This window comes from Pseudomonas sp. SJZ131, from assembly GCF_007828705.1.
GTDB lineage: Bacteria > Pseudomonadota > Gammaproteobacteria > Pseudomonadales > Pseudomonadaceae > Aquipseudomonas > Aquipseudomonas prosekii.
Window position 1 is genome coordinate 653959 of sequence record NZ_VIVC01000003.1, and the last position, 19285, is coordinate 673243.

Below are 19285 nucleotides of genomic sequence, written 5' to 3' on the forward strand. Positions count from 1 at the left end.
CTTTAGCGGGTTGTGCGCCGACGGCGATTGATCAGCAACAGCGCGCCGGCCACCACAACCACCACCGCGCCGATCTGCACCGGCGTTTTGTACGGGCGCAGCGCTGAACGCACCGAATCCGTGGCTTGAGTCACGTAGCGTTTGCTGGCGTTTTCAAAGTCGGGATACGGGCACTGGTGGCCAAAGTCACCGGCCCAGACCACGTACGGCCCTTCCTTGACGTAACGCTGATACAGCGCGCTCTGATCTTCGAGACTGGAATTCCAGCCCGCCGCGGTGCACAGCACTGCCGCAAACGCCTGGCTGGTGTGCGGCAGATTGTCCGCCGCGCGGTTGGCCAGCGACGTCGCGAGGAAACGATAGTGGTAGCGCTGATCCGGTTTCGCCGCGCTTGCTTGCTGGCGCTGCAATTCATCTTCAGCGACTAGCGGACCGACCTTGAGCTCAGTGCTTTCGAGGCTGTAATTGCCGCCGAATGTCGCGTAATCCGGGGCCATCTCGTAACCGAGGATGTCCATGCCCCACTCGCGCGCCGTCCACGCCGCGTTGAACAGTGCCGCCGCGCGTTTGGTCGGCCACCACGCCGAATCCGCCAATTGCCGCTGCTGCGCGTACAACGTGGCTTTTTTCTGCAGGTCGGGATTGTCGAAATACGCGACCGCTTCATCGAAGCGCTCCTCACGCAACAAGCGCCGTCCGAGCAGATTGCGCAAACTCGCGGCCACCGGCAGCGGCACGTAGTTGTCGCGTTCCTGCTGGGTTCGCGGCGGCGGTGCGGGCACTTGCTTGTCGACGTATTGCTTGAGTTCATCGACGGTCAGCACGCGCTCGGCGACGGTCGCGGCGTCGAGCCAATAGATCGATTGGCTGCGGTAGAGCTGATCGAACGCTTGCAGATAATCGCCGCGTTGCAACGCAAGAATCGCGCTCTCACCCTCGACCCGGCATTTCGGTTCGAGGCTTTCGTAATCCCAGTCCGGGGTCTGCCGCGCGCCCCAGGATTCGTTGTCCGGGAACGCTTGCGCAGCTTTGGCATACGCCGCCGTCGCCGCCGTTTTGTCGCCCTCGCGCAACGCCAGTTTGGCCCGCACCCACCACGCCAGACCGCCGTCACCGGCGTGCTCGACAAACCCTTTGGCGCTGGCGTAATCGCCCTGCTGATAATTCAGCGCGGCGAGGCGATCAGCATTTTCGAGGCTGCCGCGTGTGCTGTTCTGCAGCAGTTTGATCAGCTTCTTTTCGTTCTCCGGTTGCTCACCAAATGACCAGCCGACCCGACTGATCAACGATGCGGTGACCAATTGCTGCACGGTTTTGCCCTGCAGCAACGCGGCGACTTGCGGTTCCGGCATCGCCGCCAGTTCACCGACCAATTGTTTCAGCGAGGAATAGCCCACCGCCGAACCGTGGACGTTTTGCGTGGCGTACAACTCGATGGCGCGGTTCCAGTCGCCGGCGGTCATGACCACGCGCGCTTCTTCGCCGAGGCTGGCGACGCCCAGTTCCAGCGGATCGCTGAAACCGTCGATGCTCAATTGGCGAGTCTGCGCGAATGCCTGTTGCGCCTGCGCCAACAGGTCAGGCGCAGCGCCCGCCGCGTCATGCGCGGCAAACAAGGCGCGGCCCAGCGAGTAAGCGGCCCACGTGCTGCGTAACGCGCGTTGCTCGGCCGGCAGCGCCAGGACTTTGTGGAAATACTCGGCGGCCAACCCGTGGTCGCCGTTGTTGAAGGCGACGGCGCCGGCCAGGTACAGACGTTGCTCGGCAGGCAGACTCGCGCCCTGCTCTTCCACTTGGCGGGCATCGGTCAAAGTGCGCAATTGCTTCACCAGCGCTTGCTGTTCGGCGCTCAAACCGGCCTGTTCAGCCTTGTCGCGCGCCTCGGTGTCGGGCGGTGTTTCTTCGTAGATGAAGTTCGGCGCGGTGTTGGCGGCGCTGACGTTTTTCAGTCCGGCGATGGCGTGGCCGAGGCGGCTGACTTCGAAGGCGAAGTTGCCTTCGGGCAGCTCCGACAGCGACTGGCCACGGTTATCCAGCAAGCGCATCGGGAAGTCCGGCCCGCAGGCCAGCGCGGTGCCCAGCGGCAAACCGAGGCTGAGGCAGAGCAGATGACGCGGCCAGTTACGGGTAAACATGCGAACCTCCTTGATCAATATGTGCGCAGCGTGCCCAACCGATGGCGCGCTGTCCACCGGCCGCGATTCGACCCTCCTGCAGGCGGGTGAAGGTAAGCAGATCCGGGGTCTGTTGCAATGCATAACCGGCCAGCGCGTCGGCGCCGTCGCAGTCTTTCACCGCCAGCGTCAGGCGCTCGGGCCATGGGCTGTCGAGGTTGCCCTTATTGCTGATGGCGATATCGTAGAGGCCGTTTTGTTCGGCGAATTGCAGGCTCAGGCGCGTTTGCAGCGCGTCGCCGCGCGCGACCGCATTCAAGGTGCTCAGGCTCCACGCGCGGCGATCACCGACCAGCGGCAGGCGAAACCAGATCAGCCCGGCGAGATGCTCGGGCGGGTCGTCACGCAATTCGGCGCCGAGCTGGCTCAGTTGCAGCGGATCGGCGAGCAATTCCCGGCGTTTGCCGACGCGCTCGACCGGCACTTCGCTTTCGACCACTGGCGCACCGCTGGCCCCCGGCAACAACGCCACGCCATACGCCGGCAACGCCAGATAAAAAGGTTTGGTGGTGACGCGGCTCCAGGCCTCGGCCCATTGTTTGGCCTGTTTGGCGTCGAACAAGCCGCGACGCGGATCGCTGACCGCATGCACCTGCAACACGCTGCTGTCGACGCTCGCGAGCAACTCGGGCAGTTGCGCGCTGCCGAGCCAGGCCGGCAGCGCGGTGATGCTCAGCGGTAATGCGCTCGGCAGTTCGGCGCGCAATTGCGAGAGGAAGGTTCGATAGTCGGGCAGGCGCGCGTTGCCGGCATCGTGGTCGATTTCGACGCCGCTCACGGTCAAGCCTTGAGTTTGCCAATCGGCGAGCACTTGCTGGATCTGGCCGATGATCTGCTGTTTATCCAGCGACGGCAGCTGGCCATCCAGACGAATCACCGCAATCAGCGGCCGCCCATCCTGCTTGAGCAGCGCCGAATCAATCCGCGCCCGGCGCCAGCCTTCCTGCGGGAAGGCTTGCAGCGCCAACACCCGCAACGTCGAGAAACCCGCGCGACTGTCACGCAACGCGGCTTCGTGGGCCGGGGTCCATTGGCGCTGCCAGACGTAGAGTTGTTGGTCGAGCGGCGGCGCGACGGGTTGCTCACAAGCATTGAGCAACAACGCAGCCGCCAACAGGGCCGAGAGACGAACGAAAAACCGCATGAAATCCCTGATCCCTGAACACAACAGGTCAACAGGGTACACAAAACCCTTGTAGGAGTGAGCCTGCTCGCGAAAGCGCCGTGTCAGGCAACATTCAGGGTGACTGACACCCCCTCTTCGCGAGCAGGCTCACTCCTACAGTTGTGCGGTGTGCGGTGTGCGATGTGCAGTGTTCAGGGTTTGCGGGCGATGATGACTTGGCTTTTCGCCACGACGGCGTCCAGCGCCTGTTTGATCTGGGCGCCGCGCGGTGATTCGAGAATCGCCTTCCAGGTGTCGGCCCAGTGATTGAGCAACGGGTGGTCGGCGTTGCTGAAATCGACTTTGGCTTCCCAGAACAGCAGCATCCACATCGACCAGTAAAAGCCGTATTGGCTATGGCTCAGCACTTCCAGCCCGGCATCGCTGACCATGCCTTTGAACTGCTCTTCGCTGATGATGCGAATGTGGTTGGGCTTCTGAAAATACTCCGGCGCGGCGAGGTCTTTTTGCAGGTCTTCGGAGCTTGGGTGCGGCACGCTCAGCAGGTACAGCGCCCCCGGTTTGCCGACGCGCACCAGCTCACTGAGGAACTGCGCCGGGTCGTCGACGTGCTCGATGACTTCGGTGGACACCACCCGCGTGGCGGTCGCATCGGCAATCGGCAGCGGGTTGCAGTCAGTGACGTGGCATTCGACGTCGCGCGCCGGGGTGTCGCCCAGACGCTGGCGGGTCGCCTCGACTTTGCCCGCGTCGATGTCGGCAATGATGATCTTCGCCCCGCGCATCCCGCAGAAATGCACGTTGCCGCCATCCCCGCAGCCAACGTCGAGCAGCGTGTCTTCGGCGGTCACCGGAAAACCGCTGAACAGCTCGCCGGTGGCCTGATTGAACCAGCCGCTGAGCATCGCATCGTGCAAGCCGAGCATGTACGGATCGACCTTCTCCACCGCCGGCGGCGCTACCGGCGGCTCTACTTGAACCGGGACTGCCGCAGGCGCAGGCGACTGCCCTGTGAGTTTTTTCAAAATGCTCAGCATGAGGTAGCTCCAGAGGATGGGACGGCGGATCGCGGCGTGCTCAGACGTTGCACCAGGGCGGCGCCGCGATTGCGCATAGGCATTTCGACGCAGCGGTAATTGAGTTCGCTGAGCAGCACGATCAGCCCGCCCGCGATGGCAATGGTCAAAATCGGATGCCCGGCCGGGCTCGGCAAACCGGCAGCCTGCAAGCGAAAGATCAACTCGCGCACCAGCAAATACGCCGGAATGTGGATCAGGTAAATCCCGTAGGAACGGCTGCCGACCCACACCATGAGGTTCTTCAGCAGGCTTTTGGGCAGCAAGTAATCTTGGTTGTAAGAGGCGATCCACACCAGCAGCGCGCTGAGCACGGCAATTGCGCCGATCCGGTAGTTAGTGAAAGTGAAGCGATCCGTCGCCATGAAACTCAGCGCCACCGCCAGCACCAGCAGCGCCGAGACGCCGGCCCATGGCCGCCGCAAGAATCTCGGCTCGCAACGCAAGTAACTCGGCTGCGCGCTCCACATCGCCAGAAGAATGCCGAGCGCCAGCGCGTCGGTGCGCACCACCATCAAAATCGGCGTGCGCAGCGTAAATAATTGCACCGCGACCAGCGCCAGCAGCGCCCACACCAGATGCTTGCGGCAAAGCAGAATCAGCAGCGGAAACAACAAGTAGAACTGCTCCTCCAGCGCCAGACTCCAGTAGACAAAACTGCTGCCGTATTCGTAGTTGTAGAAGCTGTCGGCGAAACGGAAATTCGCGTACTGCGCGACGCCGGCCAGCGTCGCTTGCAGGTTCGCGTGCAAGCTGCCGAACGCGCCGGAACGGTTGATCAGCAAACAGGCGAGCAACATCAGCGCCAGCCACAGCCACGCCGACGGCAACAAGCGAAAGGCCCGGCGCAGCCAGAAGTTGCGGGTCTGCTGCCAGTATTCCTGGCGCGTGCTGCAACCGTGCAACGCCGGAATCAAACTGCGCGCAATGACAAAACCGGAGATCGCGAAAAACAGATCGACGCCCCACCACGGTTGCGCCCAGGCGTGAATTTTCTCCAGCGTCGGCACGCTGTCGGTGAACAAACTGCCTTGCAGGTGATGGAACAACACGCCCAACACAGCGATGCCGCGCAGCAGTTCGATGTCCATGATCCGCTTGCCGCTCATGCCCCGGCCCTCGGCGCGGCTGCGGCTGCGGCTGCGGCTGCGGATGCTGGCGCAGCGTCCAGCGGTTTGCGCGCGATGATCACCTGACTTTTCGGCATGAATTGATCGAGCATCTGCTTGATCGCCAAGCCGTTGGGCTGCGCCAGCAAGTCTTGCCAGGTTTTCGCCCAACTCTCCATCAGCGGCGGATACGGCGCCTGAATCCGGTCGCGCACCGCGCCGCTCAAGTCACGCCCGGCCGCGCGTTCGCTGGCCCAGAAGAAGATCATGCCCATGACCCAGAAGAACCCGCTGGCCTGGCGATGTTCGATCACCAGCCCGGCGTCTTCGACCAGCGCCGCAAAGCGTTGCGCGCTGAAAATCTGTACGTGATTGGGCGCCTGAAAATAGCTGGCCGGGGCGATGCCCTGCTGCAACTGTTCGCCCACCAGCGCCGGCACGCTCAGCAGGTACAGCGCGCCGGGGCGGCCCATGCGCACCAGTTCGGCCATGAACGGCTCGGGTTCGGCGATGTGTTCGAGCACTTCCATGCACACCACTTTGCTCGCGCAGCCGTCGGCCAGCGGCAGTGGCAGGCTGTTGCTGACCAAACCGAGATTCTGTCGGGTCGATTGCGCATCGACTTGCCGCGCCAGTTCGCGAACCTTGTCGTGTTCGCTGTCGGTAAAAATCACCGAAGCGCCTTGGCGCACCGCGAACAACGTCGCCACGCCTTCGCCGCAACCGACATCGAGCAAAGTGTCCTCAGCGCTGATCGCGAAACCCTTGAGCAACTCGCCGGTGTCGTTGAGAAACCAGCCATCAAGAATCGCATCATGCAAACCGACATCGCGCGGCGAAACGCTGGCGACCGGCGCGGGCGTTGGCAAAGGCGTTGGCGCCGGCCACAGGCGTGCGAGCAGGCGCCGGATCATGCGTTCGAGGCTTCCAGGTGTTGCGCGAAAAACGCTCGCAGACGTTGCTCGGTGCTGGCCTGACTGCAAAAGCGCTGCAGGCTGCTGACCGCGTGCGCCGACATCCGCGCATAACGCTCGACATCACTTTTCGCCACGTCATAACTGGCGCGATAGGCGCTGCACAGCGAATCCCAATCCGTCACATAACGCAGCGTGCGAAACGCCGCGCGCGGGTCGTGCGGCCACGCCGTGAGTTCATCGGTGGAATTGACGATAAACGCGTTGTCGCTGTCGACGTAATCGGCCATCGCCGTGTTCAGTGGCGCAATCGCCGGTTTGCCGCAGGACATGAATTCCATCAGCGGCAGGCACTGCCCTTCGCCGTAAGAACTGTTGACCACGTAACTGGTGGCCTGCACCAGCGCTTCGTAATCGAGGTCGGCGAGGTAACCGTGGATCAACACGATCCGGCACTGGTATGTCTGGTTTTTGTAGACGTGGTGGAGCATGTCGTTGAGCGCGTTGGCGATGTCATGGTGGGTGAGCTTGAGCACCAGCGTCGCGTCGGGCGTGTCGCGGAACGTGGTGCAAAACGCGCTGATCATGTCCTGCCAGTTTTTGCGCCCGTCGTAAGGGTTGAACACCGAGGTGTAAACCACGCCTTGCAACTGCAACTGGCAATCCTGCGGCGGGCCGTCGAACGTCAGCGGCGTGCCTTCGCGCAAGGCGGGCGGGCCATAAGGGCGCAGGTCGGTGGTGCGGCTGTCGATCAACAAGCCGCACAAATTGAGGCTGACCGGCGCCACCACCGGTTGCTTGCTCAACAGCTCGCCGCGCGCGGCAAACCGGTCCCAGACCGGCGCGGGAATTGCGCAGATCGGGTACTCGGCGCCCATCACTTCGCGCACCGCGTTGACCGTGAACGTCGAATGCGTAATCGCCCGGCCGCACGCTTGCAGGACCACGCGCCAATCGTGACGCGGCTCGCCCTGCCAGCTCTCGGTCGGAATGGTGCTGAATTCCCAGGCGAAGACCGGAATGGTCGGGCAGGCGTAATGAATCGGTGTGCGATGCGGCGGCGAGAACGAGAGGAAAATGCACGGCTCGCCACGGCTCAAACAGTCGAAATACAAGCGATCGACCAGTTCGTCCGGGTCGCTGACTTCCAGCACCTGGCCGATGCGCTCAAGCACCGGGCGAAACTCCTTGAGCACGAAGTAATAGCTGTACTCCGGCCGCCCGAGGTTTTGCTGGATGTTGCTCTTGTTGGTTTCCGAATGAATGATGATCAGCATGCGGTCGTCCCCACAGCGGCGGCCAGCGGCGTGCTTTGATCGGCCGGCGGCAGTGCCAGGAATTGCGCGAGGCGCTGCTGCACCGGGGCAAAACTGCAGTAGTCGCGCATGCGTTGGTTGGCGGCGCTGGCCATCGCTTGATAGTCCTCTGGACGATTTTTCGCCATGGCGTAGCTCTGCTCATACGCGGTTTTCAGCGAGCCCCAGTCCGGGCGATGGCGCAAGGTGCGATAGAGAATGCGCGCGTCTTCCGGCCAGATCGTCGGCTCGTGGCTGGACTTGACGATGAACCCGACGCGTTCGTCGATGTAATCCGCCATCGCCGTGTGGTTCGGCGCGATCACCGGGCGCGCGCAGGACATGAATTCCATCAGCGGCAAACACAGACCTTCGCAACGCGAGGCGTTGACGTAGAAACTCGCCGCGCCGTACAGCCGGGCGAACTCGTCGTCATGCAAGTAACCGTGGAGGATCACCACGCGGCAACTGAACGGCGACAGCTGCGAGAGCAAGGTGATCAGCTCGACGTAATAGGTCGAGAGATCGTTCTGGGTCATTTTCAGCACCAGCGTCGCGTCTTCGGCGTCGCGCAGGCCCCAGCAGAACGCGGTGATCAGGTGATGCCAGTTTTTGCGCCCGTCATCGGGGTTGAACACGCTGACATAGACTACGCCGCTGACGTCGATTTCGACGTGTCGGCTGGTGTCGGGCAGGTTGGCTTGCGGGTGTTCGGCGAGTTCGAGGGTTTCGCTAAGCGTGGTCGGCACTTGCAGGGGTTCGGGCGCAGGTGCGGGTGCGGGCGGCGCGGATCGTAACCGCGCCAGATGGGGGCGAACGGCCTCGGGCACCAGGTCGCGAGCCGCTTCGCGGTACCACAGCAGCGCGTTGTGCTTGAGCGCGCGATAGATTTCACGCAGGTAATGTTTGCTGATGAATGCCCGGCGGCGCAGGGTCAGTGGCGGTGGCGGTGGCGGCGCTTCGGGTTCTGGCGCGGGCGCTTCGAGATTGAGGCCACGGATTTCCAGTTCCTGCTCGGTGAAGATCGGCGCGATCAAGCCATCGGCGGACAAACCCATCGGCCGGCTGTCGAGGATGCAGCCCTTGATCTGCAACTTGCTGCCGGAGTTGATCGGCGTGCTCGGGTATTGCTCGCGCACCTCGGCGAAGCGTTCCCACAGCGGCGTCGGCAGCACCAGCACCGGGAAATCCTGGCCCAGCGTGCGGCGAATCGCCTGCGCGGTGTGGCTGGACAAAGTGATCACCCGGCCATGCCGCGCCAAGGTCTGGCTCCAGTCATGGCGCGGATCGTTGTCCCAGTGTTCGGCGGGGATCGAGTCAAACTCCCAGGCAACCACGCAGACCATCGGGCATTGCAGGTTATTCGGGGTTTTGTGCGGCGGCGTGAAGCACAGGAACAAGCTGTCTTCGCCGGCAGCGAGGTGTTGCTGGTAAAGCGCATCAACCTCTGCGACGCAGGACACCACGTGCACCCGCCCAAGGCTTTCGAGCACTGGGCGATAGGCCTTGAGCACGAAGTAATAACTGTATTCGGGACGCCCGAGACTCTGGCTGATGGAGCTGTCGTTGACGTCCGAGTAAAGAATGAAGTTCATGGCATCCCACGATGAAACCACCGTCCCGGCAGCCCCACTCTATGACGGCGAAGCGGCGGATCGAGGCGGCGTTTGCCGGGGCTCGTCGATCGTCTTCTTGCCCGTCTACGTTCTTGTTTTAATGGTCAGTTTCGCGGGGTCGAAAAAGCCCCCGGCCGAACCCTGGGTAATCGTGACGAGGGGCATTCTAAACACATCCGTTGCGGATTCGTGAACCGCCCAGCGAGAATAAATCAGGCTACGCTGACGAGAACTGACCAGTCACGGTTGGACCTGTTGAAATTGCCGAGCAATTGGCACAGATTGGCTACCAAACAACTACAACAAAACATTTCGCCTGTCTTTCGACCCATGAATCAACGCGGTCCGTAGGACATCCCCATAAAGCCTGTGGGAAATGGACGGAATGTATGACCAAGGGGCTGCTGTTTGAAAAAGCGTCTGTTCGTTACGGGTCTGACGGGATTCGTAGGACAACACATCCAATCGCGATTGCGCATTGAAGGCTCGCCGTGGCAGTTGCTGCCCGTGCCGTCACGCTACGACCTCGGCCAACCGGACAGCCTCGAAGGCCTGTGGCCGCAAATGCCCGACGCGGTCATCCACCTCGCTGGCCAGACCTTCGTCCCCGAAGCGTTTCGCGACCCGGCGCGCACCTTCAATATCAACCTGCTCGGTACTTTGAATCTGCTCCAGGCGCTGAAAACGCGTGGCTTCAAAGGCACGTTCCTGTACGTCAGCTCCGGCGACATCTACGGCCAGGTCAGCGAAGCGCAGTTGCCGATCACCGAACACCAGCCGCCCTGCCCGCGCAATCCTTACGCCGTGAGCAAACTCTCGGCCGAATTCCTCAGCCTGCAATGGGGCTTGAGCGAGGGTTGGCCGGTGCTGGTCGCCCGCCCGTTCAACCACATCGGCACCGGGCAGAAAGACAGCTTCGTGATTGCCAGCGCCGCGCGGCAAATCAGTCGAATCAAACAAGGCCTGCAAGCGCCACAACTGGAGGTCGGCGACATTGATGTCAGCCGCGACTTCCTTGATGTCGGCGATGTGGTCTCGGCCTACCTGGCGTTGCTGGAAAAAGGCACGCCGGGCCAGGTGTACAACATTTGCTCGGGGCGCGAGCAGACGATCCGCAGTCTGATTGAACAGTTGGGGGACCTCGCCCAGGTCGACATGCAATTGATTCAGGATCCGGCGCGCCTTCGCCGCGCGGATCAGCGTCGCGTTTGCGGCAGCCATGCCCGGCTGACCGAAACCACAGGATGGACGCCTGAAATCACCACACAACAATCCCTGCGGGCGATCCTGTCCGACTGGGAGAAGCGAGTGAAAGAACAATGACAAAAAGTGCACTGATCACAGGGATCACCGGCCAGGACGGCGCTTATCTGGCGAAACTGTTGCTCGACAAGGGCTACAAGGTCCATGGCCTCGTGGCCCGGCGCAGCAGCGATTCGCGCTGGCGCCTGCGCGAGATGGGGGTCGAGGGCGACATCGTCTACCTGGACGGCGACATGGCCGATGCCTGCTCGGTGCAGCGCGCGGTGATCAAGTCGGCGCCGGACGAGGTCTACAACCTGGCGGCGCAAAGCTTCGTCGCCGCCTCGTGGGATCAACCGGTGATCACCGGCGTCGTCGATGGCCTCGGCGTTACGCACGTGCTCGAAGCGATCCGCCAGTTCAGCCCGCACACGCGTTTTTATCAGGCCTCGACCAGCGAAATGTTCGGTTTGATCCAGGCTGAGCAGCAGGACGAAAACACCCCGTTCTACCCGCGCAGCCCTTATGGCGTGGCCAAACTCTACGGGCACTGGATCACCGTCAACTACCGCGAAAGCTTCAACCTGCACGCCAGCAGCGGCATCCTGTTCAACCACGAATCACCGCTGCGCGGCATCGAATTCGTCACCCGCAAAGTCACCGACGCCGCCGCGCGGATCAAGCACGGCAAACAGGACGAACTGCGCCTGGGCAACATCGACACCAAGCGCGATTGGGGGTTTGCCGGCGATTACGTCGAAGCCATGTGGCTGATGCTGCAACAGGACAAGGCTGACGACTACGTGGTCGCCACCGGCGTGACCACCACCGTGCGCGAAATGTGCCGGATCGCCTTCGATCACATCGGCCTGAACTACCGCGACTACGTGAAGATCGACCCGGCGTTCTTCCGCCCGGCCGAGGTCGACGTGCTGCTCGGCAACCCGGCCAAGGCCCAGCGTGTACTGGGCTGGAAGCCGAAAACAGACTTGGATACCTTGATCCGCACGATGATGGATGCGGACATGAAACGCGTCGCCAAGGAGTAGGCCATGCTGATTCCTGTGATCCTCTCCGGCGGTGCCGGGACCCGTTTGTGGCCGGTGTCCCGCGAAGGGCATCCGAAGCCGTTCATGACCCTGCCCGACGGCCAGTCGCTGCTGGGTAAAACCTATCGGCGCGCGGCGGGGCTGCTCGACGGTTGGGGCGATATCGTCACGGTGACCAATCGCGAGTATTACTTCCAGAGCAAGGATCACTACCACGACGCGCAAATGGCCCGGCATCGCGGGCATTTCCTGCTTGAGCCGACGGGCCGCAACACCGCCCCGGCCATTGCCGCAGCGGCGCTGTCGCTGCAAGCGTTGCATGGCGACGAAGCGATCATGGTGGTGATGCCGGCCGATCATCTGATCGTCAATGTCGAAGCGCTGCAAAGCGCCGTCGAACACGCCGTGGAACTGGCCCGCGCTGGTTATCTGGTGACCTTCGGGGTCAAGCCGACCGCGCCGGAAACCGGTTTCGGCTACATCGAAACCGGCGCGCCGCTGGACGATAAAGGCGCGGCGACGGTCCAGCGTTTTGTCGAAAAACCTGACTTGCAAACCGCCACGCACTATCTGGAAAGCGGCCACTTCCTGTGGAACTCGGGAATGTTCTGCTTCTCGGTGGCCACCCTGCTCGCCGAGTTGCAAGTGCACGCGCCCGAGCTGCTGGAACAGACCCGCGCCTGCATGGCGGACAGTGCGCCGGTGGAAACCGGCGGCTGCCTGCAACAGGAATTGTCGCCAACGCTGTTTGCCGAAATCACTGACATTTCCATCGACTACGCGCTGATGGAACGCTCGGACAAAGTGGCGGTGGTGCCGGCCGGTTTTGACTGGAGCGATATCGGTTCGTGGAGCGCGCTGGCCGCACTGATCGCGCCGGATGCGCAAAACAACCGCGCCAGCGGCGACGCGGTGTTTGTCGACAGCCACAACAACTTCGTCCAGAGCGAAGGCCGGTTGGTCGCCGCCGTCGGTGTGGACAACCTGATCATCGTCGACACCGCCGACGCCGTGCTGGTGGCCCACGCCGACCGCGCGCAAGACGTGCGCCGGGTGGCCAAACAACTCAAGGCTGACAAACACGAAGCCTACCGTTTGCACCGCACCGTCAGCCGACCGTGGGGCACTTACACCGTGCTCGAAGAAGGCCCGCGCTTCAAAATCAAGCGCATCGTGGTCAAGCCGGGCGGCAAGTTGTCGCTGCAAATGCACCACCACCGCAACGAACACTGGGTGGTCGTCGAAGGCATGGCCAAGGTCACCAACAACGGCACCGGCACGCACCTGGTGGCGAAGAATGAATCGACGTTCATCGCCGCCGGGCACAAACATCGACTGGAAAACCCGGGCGTCATCGACCTGGTGATCATCGAAGTGCAAAGCGGCGAATACCTGGGAGAGGACGACATCGTCCGCTTCGAAGACCAATACGGCAGGACGGTTTGAATGCTGCTTAATCTGTACCGCTCGCTGCGTAATTACCGTGGATTCGTCTTCGGCAGCGTCAAGCGAGAGTTTCAGGCGCGATATCGCAATTCGCTGTTCGGGGCCTTGTGGACCGTGCTCAACCCGCTGTCGATGATCGTCGTGTACACGGTGATCTTTTCCCAGATCATGCGCGCGCGCCTGCCCGGCGTGGACGATGGCCTGGCCTACAGCGTGTACTTGTGCGCCGGCCTGCTGACCTGGGGCCTGTTCGCGGAAATCACCACGCGCAGCCAAAGCATGTTTCTCGAAAACGCCAACCTGCTGAAGAAAATCAGCTTCCCGCGCATCTGTTTGCCGGTGATCGCGCTGCTGAATGCGGGCATCAATTTCGCGATCATCCTCGGGCTGTTCTTCGGTTTCCTGTTGATCAGCGGACGGTTGCCGGGCATGGCGTTGCTGGCGCTGATCCCGTTGCTGCTGCTGCAAATCATCTTTGCCGCCGGGCTGGGAATGATCCTCGGCATCCTCAATGTGTTCTTTCGCGACGTCGGGCAGCTGTTTGGCATCTGCCTGCAATTCTGGTTCTGGCTGACGCCGATCGTTTACCCGATCTCGATCCTGCCGCCAGGCATTCAGCAGGTGATCAGCCTCAATCCGATGACCGCGCTGATGACCAGTTACCAGAACGTCTTCCTCTACAACCAATGGCCGGACTGGCGCTCGTTGATCCCGTTGCTGGTGATCGGCGTGCTGTTCTGCGTCATGGCGCTGCGGCTGTTCCGCCAGCGCGTCGGTGAAATGGTGGACGAACTCTGATGGGACACATACGCGTCAGTGGCCTGGGCAAGGCCTACAAACAATACCCGAACCGCTGGAGCCGCCTGCTCGAATGGCTGGTGCCGTTTTCCGGCACTCACCACCATTTGCACTGGGTGCTGCAAGGCGTCGATTTCGAGATTCAGCCCGGTGAAGCGGTGGGCATTGTCGGCGTCAACGGCGCTGGCAAAAGCACGCTGCTGAAGATGATCACCGGCACCACGCAACCGACTTGCGGGCAGATTCAACTGCAGGGTCGCGTGGCGGCACTGCTCGAATTGGGCATGGGTTTTCACCCGGATTTCACCGGGCGGCAGAACGTGTTCATGGCCGGCCAGTTGCTCGGCATGCAAGTCGAAGAAATCGAAGAATTGATGGCGCAAATCGAGAGCTTTGCGGAAATCGGCGATGCCATCGATCAGCCGGTCCGCACCTACTCCAGCGGCATGCAAATGCGCCTGGCGTTCAGCGTCGCCACCGCGCGGCGCCCGGACATTCTGATCGTTGACGAAGCGCTGTCGGTCGGCGATGCGTATTTCCAGCACAAAAGCTTTGATCGCATCCGCAACTTCCGCAAGGCCGGCACCACGCTGCTGATCGTCTCGCATGATCGCTCGGCGATTCAGTCGATCTGCGACACCGCGATCCTGCTCGAAGGCGGGCGCATGGCGATGCGCGGCAAACCCGAAGAAGTCATGGATTACTACAACGCGATGCTCGCCCAGCGCGAAGGCCAGACCGTGCGCCAGGAGATGCTCGCCAACGGTCAGGTGCAAACCATTTCCGGCACCGGTGAAGCGGGGATTCTCAGCGTGCGTTTGCTCGACGCGCAGGGCCGCTCGGTGGAAGTCGCCGAGGTCGGCCAGCCGATGGTCCTGGAGGTGCAAACCGAGGTCCGTAAAGACATCGAACGGCTGATCCTCGGTTTCATGATCAAGGACCGTTTGGGCCAGGCGATTTACGGCATCAACACACATCGCCTCGACAAAGCCATCACCGACCTGACGGCGGGCGAACGCGTGACCTTCCGGTTTGCTTTCGACATGCGCCTGGGCAAAGGCAATTATTCGATTGCCCTGAGCCTGTCGCGGCTCGACTCGCACCTGGATCGCAACTTCGAATGGCGCGACTACGGCTTGGTGTTTCACGTGATCAACAATCGCCAGGAAGACTTCGTCGGTTGCTCGTGGCTGGAAGCGCAAACCACCATTACCCGTTCCACTGAAAATGCGCTGCTGACAGCGGACCCAGAGGTGTCGCGATGACTCGATTGTTGGTGGAATGCACCTACGTTTTCGAACACCCGAACGCCAACTCGGGGATTCAGCGCGTGGTGCGCAATGTCATCCAGCAGCTGCCGGCGAAGAACGCCCAACGCGAATGCATTCCGGTGGTGATGATCGATGGCGCGCTGTTCGAGGTGAAAAGCCTGGCGCCGTTGAAGACGCCGAAAATCAACCTGACCAGCCTGCGGGTCAAGCTCGAACAGTGGGCCAATCTGTTCTGGTTGCGCCACCGCACGTTGGAACGGCGGCGCCCGTTCAGCGAGTCGAAGTTCGCCCGCCGCGTGCTCTACGTGATGTGCCGACTCGCGGCGTTTGCGTGTCTGAGCCTGCCGATACGCGTGCTCGATCGGCTGCTCAAGGGCAAACCGGTGCCCGAGCGCTGCGTGCCGTTGCAGCATCGCGCCGGCGATCAACTGGTGCTGCTCGACTCGTCGTGGCACGCGAATTTCTTCCCGTTGGCCGAGCAGTTGAAGCGCGACGGCGTCGGCATTGTCTCGGTGATTTACGATTTGATCCCGCTGACCCATCCGCAGTTTTGCGACGCCGGGCTGGTCAAGGTGTTCAACGAATGGTTCGACTGGATCGCCCGTACCGCCGACGGTTATGTGGCGATTTCGACGACGATTCGCGATCAGGTCCGCGATGAGATGCTGCGCCGCGTCGGCCCGCAACAGGTGCAGCAGCGCTGGTTTGATTACTTTTACCTCGGCTCCGAACTGGACTTGAGCGATGCGCGCGCGGAAGTCGATAGCGGTTTGTTGCAGATGTTCCAGACCCCGGAGCCGGTGTTTCTGATGGTCAGCACCATCGAGCCACGGAAAAACCACGCCTACCTGCTCGACGCCTTCGAGCGTGCGTGGGCCAACGGCTCGACGGCGCGCTTGTGCATCGCCGGGAAGATCGGCTGGAAGTGCGACGCGCTGGTCGAACGCATCCGCGAGCATCCCGAGCTGAACCGTCGCTTGTTCATGTTCAACACGCTGTCCGACCGCAGCCTGGAGCACGCTTACTCGCACGCCACGGCGCTGGTGTTTCCGTCCTACGTCGAGGGCTTCGGTTTGCCGCTGGTGGAAGCCATGCAGCGCGGTTTGCCGGCGATGGCCAGCGACATTCCGGTGTTCCGCGAAATCGGCGGCGACTACATGGCGTATTTCGATCTGGCCGAGCCGCAGAGCCTGACCGATCTGGTCACCGACATGGAGCGCAGCGGCGTGTTCCCGGCGGCGCTGGGTCTGGCGCAATGGCGGTGGCTGAGCTGGCGTGAAGCGAGCGCGCAATTGGTCGAGCGCATCGAGCGCAACCTCGACAGTTCCATGCGCGAGCCCGAGCCCGAACTTGAATTTGAACAGCAGCGTCAGCAAGCCGAGAGCCAGCATGCGAATTGCCCTTAACGCGCGGATCCTGCAAGCGCCGCGCACCGGCATCGGCCATTACGTCGCCGAGCTGGTGGGCGCCCTCGCCGCCGAGCCGGACGTCGAACTTTCGTTGTTCCACGGCTGGGGCTGGAGCACGTCATTGCCCGAGGCGGCGCTGCCCGGTTATTCGCGCCTGACGCCGTTACTGCGGCAGATTCCCGGGGCCTATCAGGCTCGGCGCTGGTTGACGCAGAAACGCTTCGATCAGGGCCGCTCGCAGTCGATCGACCTCTATCACGAACCGAGTCTGTGGCCTCTGTCGTTCGACGGCCCGACCGTTATCACCCTGCACGACCTCACGCATCTGCATTACCCGCAAACGCAACCGGCGGCGCGCTTGCGTGAAATCGAGCGGCGGCTGGCTGATGGCGTCGAGCAAGCGCGGCTGATTCTGACCGACTCGCAGTTTATTGCCGACGAAGCGCGCGAGTATTTCGCCCTGCCGGCCGAGCGTTTCATTGTCGCGCCGCTGGGCGTGGCGGCGCGTTTCCATCCGCGCGAGGCGGCCGAGATCGATCCGGTGCTCAAGGCGCACGGTGTCGAGGCGCGCGAGTATTTCCTTTGCGTCGGCACGCTGGAGCCGCGCAAAAACCTGAATTTGGCCCTGCGCGCCCACGCCTTGCTGCCGGAAGCACAGCGCCAGCGTTTCCCTTTATTGATCGTCGGCATGGCCGGTTGGCAACGCGAGCACTTCAGCGAGGAACTGCGCCAGGCGTTGGCCGCCGGCCATGTGTGTTTGCTCGGCTACTTGCCAGACGAGCAGGTCGCGCAATTGCTGGCCGGCGCGCGTGCGCTGATTTTTCCGTCGATTTACGAAGGCTTCGGCCTGCCGGTGCTGGAAGCCATGGCCAGCGGCACGCCGGTGGTGCTGGTGGGCCATTCGGCGATGCCGGAGGTCGCCGGCGAGGCCGGCAATTACATTGATGCGGGTGATCCGCACGGCTTGCGCGAGGCGATGAGCCGGTTGATCGACGATAAAACGCATTGGCAGGCCTGCCGTGAAGCAGGGTTGCAGCAAGCGAAAGCATTTTCCTGGGAGCGTTGCGCGCAGATCACCGCCCGCGCTTACCGCCAGGCTTTGGGAGGTTAGATGCGCGTTCTGCATTTTTACAAAACGTCGATGCCCGATACGGTTGGCGGGATCGAACAGGTGATTTTTCAACTGTGCGAAAGCTGCGCTCAGCAAGGCATCGAAGGTCAGGTGTTGTCCCTGAGCAGCGACCCGACACCGCCCGTAGTGCAAGTCGGCCACCATGAAGTGCATCGGGCCAAACTCGATCTGCAATTCGCTTCCACTGGTTTCTCGCTGAGCGTTTTCAAGAAGTTTCGCGAATTGGCCGCCGAGGCTGACGTGGTCAACTATCACTTCCCCTGGCCGTTCATGGACGTGGTGCACTTCGCCAGCGGCACGCGCAAACCCAGCGTGGTGACGTATCACTCGGACATCATTCGCCAGAAAACCTTGCTCAAACTCTATCGGCCGCTGATGAACCGTTTTCTCGCCAGCGCCGACCGCATCGTCGCTGCTTCACCCAACTATCTGCACACCAGCGACGTGCTGCAAAAGTTTCAGGACAAGACTCGAGTCATCACTTATGGCCTCGACAAGTCAGGTTATCCACAGCCCGACACCGCCCGCATGGCCGATTGGCGGCAGAAGCTTGGGGATAAGTTTTTCCTGTTTGTCGGTGTGATGCGTTATTACAAGGGTTTGCACATCCTGCTCGAGGCGTTGCAAGGCGTGGACTATCCAGTGGTGATCGTCGGCGCCGGCCCGCTGGAAATCGAATTGCACGCGCAGGCCCAGGCGCTGGGTCTGCGCAATATTCACTTCCTCGGCCGGCTCGGCGATGAGGACAAAGTGGCGCTGCTGCAGTTGAGCTACGCCATCGTTTTCCCGTCGCACCTGCGCTCGGAAGCGTTCGGCATTTCGCTGCTCGAAGGCGCGATGTATGGCAAACCGATGATCTCCAGCGAGATCGGCACCGGCACCAGTTACATCAACATCAATAACGAAACCGGGCTGGTGGTGCCGCCGAGCAATCCGCAGGCGTTCCGCGAAGCGATGCGCACGCTGTGGGAAAACCCAGCTCTGGCGGCGCAAATGGGCGCGAAAGCCGAAGCGCGGTATCGGCAACTGTTCACCGCCGAAGAAATGGGCCGCAAATGGTCGGCGCTATATCAGGAACTGCTGGAAGAGAAATCGCTGTCGTATGCCTGATGCGCCCGCCCCTGTAGGAGCTGAGCTTGCTCGCGAAAGCGCTGGAACAGTCAACATCATTGTTGAATGTCAGGCCGCCTTCGCGAGCAAGCTCAGCTCCTACAGGGTTTGGTGTGGTTACCGCCGCGACAGCTGAATTCCGGGTTCAAGCCACGGCTCTCCGCCAGTTCCAGCAAGCTGCCGCCGTCCGGTTGCCAGCGCGCCCGCCCCTGTGGGAGCTGAGCTTGCTCGCGAAAGCGCTGGATCAGTCGACATCATTGTTGAATGTCAGGCCGCCTTCGCGAGCAAGCTCAGCTCCTACAGGGTCTGGTGTGGTTACCGCCGCGACAGCTGAATTCCGGGTTCAAGCCACGGCTCTCCGCCAGTTCCAGCAAACTGCCGCCGTCCGGTTGCCAGCGCGCCCGCCCCTGTGGGAGCTGAGCTTGCTCGCGAAAGCGCTGGAACAGTCAACATCATTGTTGAATGTCAGGCCGCCTTCGCGAGCAAGCTCAGCTCCTACAGGGTCTGGTGTGGTTGCG

15 protein-coding genes are annotated in these 19285 nt (G+C 62.0%); 8 read left to right on the top strand and 7 right to left on the bottom strand.

What is annotated here, in order from left to right; all coding sequences use genetic code 11:
* Positions 1 to 2: 2 nt before the first annotated feature.
* From FBY12_RS17220 to FBY12_RS17250, 7 genes are all read right to left on the bottom strand, one after another.
* The gene (locus FBY12_RS17220) at positions 3 to 2135 is read right to left on the bottom strand and encodes a hypothetical protein (RefSeq protein WP_145254258.1); all 2133 of its coding nucleotides are present in this window, start codon (positions 2133 to 2135) and stop codon (positions 3 to 5) included.
* The gene (locus FBY12_RS17225; RefSeq protein ID WP_145254261.1) at positions 2122 to 3318 is read right to left on the bottom strand and encodes a DUF3142 domain-containing protein; all 1197 of its coding nucleotides are present in this window, start codon (positions 3316 to 3318) and stop codon (positions 2122 to 2124) included. Before FBY12_RS17225 ends, FBY12_RS17220 begins: the two co-directional genes overlap by 14 nt.
* A 173-nt stretch (positions 3319 to 3491) precedes the next feature.
* Positions 3492 to 4337 (bottom strand): class I SAM-dependent methyltransferase, encoded by an 846-nt coding sequence (locus tag FBY12_RS17230; protein WP_145254264.1) that lies wholly within the window; start codon positions 4335 to 4337, stop codon positions 3492 to 3494.
* Entirely contained in the window at positions 4331 to 5485 is a 1155-nt protein-coding gene (locus tag FBY12_RS17235; protein WP_145254267.1) for an acyltransferase, read from the bottom strand. The genes FBY12_RS17230 and FBY12_RS17235 overlap by 7 nt, the downstream gene beginning before the upstream one ends.
* Positions 5482 to 6399, bottom strand: a complete 918-nt coding sequence (locus FBY12_RS17240; RefSeq protein ID WP_145254270.1) for a bifunctional 2-polyprenyl-6-hydroxyphenol methylase/3-demethylubiquinol 3-O-methyltransferase UbiG — start codon at positions 6397 to 6399, stop codon at positions 5482 to 5484. The genes FBY12_RS17235 and FBY12_RS17240 overlap by 4 nt, the downstream gene beginning before the upstream one ends.
* Complete coding sequence (locus FBY12_RS17245; RefSeq protein ID WP_145254273.1) at positions 6396 to 7676, bottom strand: glycosyltransferase; 1281 nt, start codon at positions 7674 to 7676, stop codon at positions 6396 to 6398. The genes FBY12_RS17240 and FBY12_RS17245 overlap by 4 nt, the downstream gene beginning before the upstream one ends.
* On the bottom strand, positions 7670 to 9289 hold the full coding sequence (locus FBY12_RS17250; protein ID WP_145254276.1) for a glycosyltransferase: 1620 nt from the start codon (positions 9287 to 9289) through the stop codon (positions 7670 to 7672). The genes FBY12_RS17245 and FBY12_RS17250 overlap by 7 nt, the downstream gene beginning before the upstream one ends.
* 429 nt (positions 9290 to 9718) lie before the next feature.
* On the opposite strand from FBY12_RS17250, the gene FBY12_RS17255 reads away from it, so the two are divergent.
* The 8 genes from FBY12_RS17255 to FBY12_RS17290 are packed head-to-tail and all read left to right on the top strand — an operon-like array spanning position 9719 to position 18767.
* Positions 9719 to 10633, top strand: a complete 915-nt coding sequence (locus FBY12_RS17255) for a GDP-mannose 4,6-dehydratase (protein WP_145254279.1) — start codon at positions 9719 to 9721, stop codon at positions 10631 to 10633.
* Positions 10630 to 11601, top strand: a complete 972-nt coding sequence (gmd, locus tag FBY12_RS17260; RefSeq protein WP_109521383.1) for a GDP-mannose 4,6-dehydratase — start codon at positions 10630 to 10632, stop codon at positions 11599 to 11601. The genes FBY12_RS17255 and gmd overlap by 4 nt, the downstream gene beginning before the upstream one ends.
* A gap of 3 nt (positions 11602 to 11604) precedes the next feature.
* Complete coding sequence (locus FBY12_RS17265; protein ID WP_145254282.1) at positions 11605 to 13047, top strand: mannose-1-phosphate guanylyltransferase/mannose-6-phosphate isomerase; 1443 nt, start codon at positions 11605 to 11607, stop codon at positions 13045 to 13047.
* On the top strand, positions 13048 to 13845 hold the full coding sequence (locus FBY12_RS17270; RefSeq protein WP_092275794.1) for an ABC transporter permease: 798 nt from the start codon (positions 13048 to 13050) through the stop codon (positions 13843 to 13845). It abuts the gene before it with no gap.
* Positions 13845 to 15110 (top strand): ABC transporter ATP-binding protein, encoded by a 1266-nt coding sequence (locus tag FBY12_RS17275; RefSeq protein ID WP_145254285.1) that lies wholly within the window; start codon positions 13845 to 13847, stop codon positions 15108 to 15110. Before FBY12_RS17270 ends, FBY12_RS17275 begins: the two co-directional genes overlap by 1 nt.
* Entirely contained in the window at positions 15107 to 16522 is a 1416-nt protein-coding gene (locus tag FBY12_RS17280) for a glycosyltransferase family 1 protein (protein WP_145254288.1), read from the top strand. The genes FBY12_RS17275 and FBY12_RS17280 overlap by 4 nt, the downstream gene beginning before the upstream one ends.
* On the top strand, positions 16506 to 17636 hold the full coding sequence (locus FBY12_RS17285; RefSeq protein ID WP_145254290.1) for a glycosyltransferase family 1 protein: 1131 nt from the start codon (positions 16506 to 16508) through the stop codon (positions 17634 to 17636). The genes FBY12_RS17280 and FBY12_RS17285 overlap by 17 nt, the downstream gene beginning before the upstream one ends.
* Positions 17637 to 18767, top strand: coding sequence for a glycosyltransferase family 4 protein (locus tag FBY12_RS17290; RefSeq protein WP_145254293.1), 1131 nt, complete (start codon positions 17637 to 17639; stop codon positions 18765 to 18767).
* Positions 18768 to 19285: the final 518 nt, after the last annotated feature.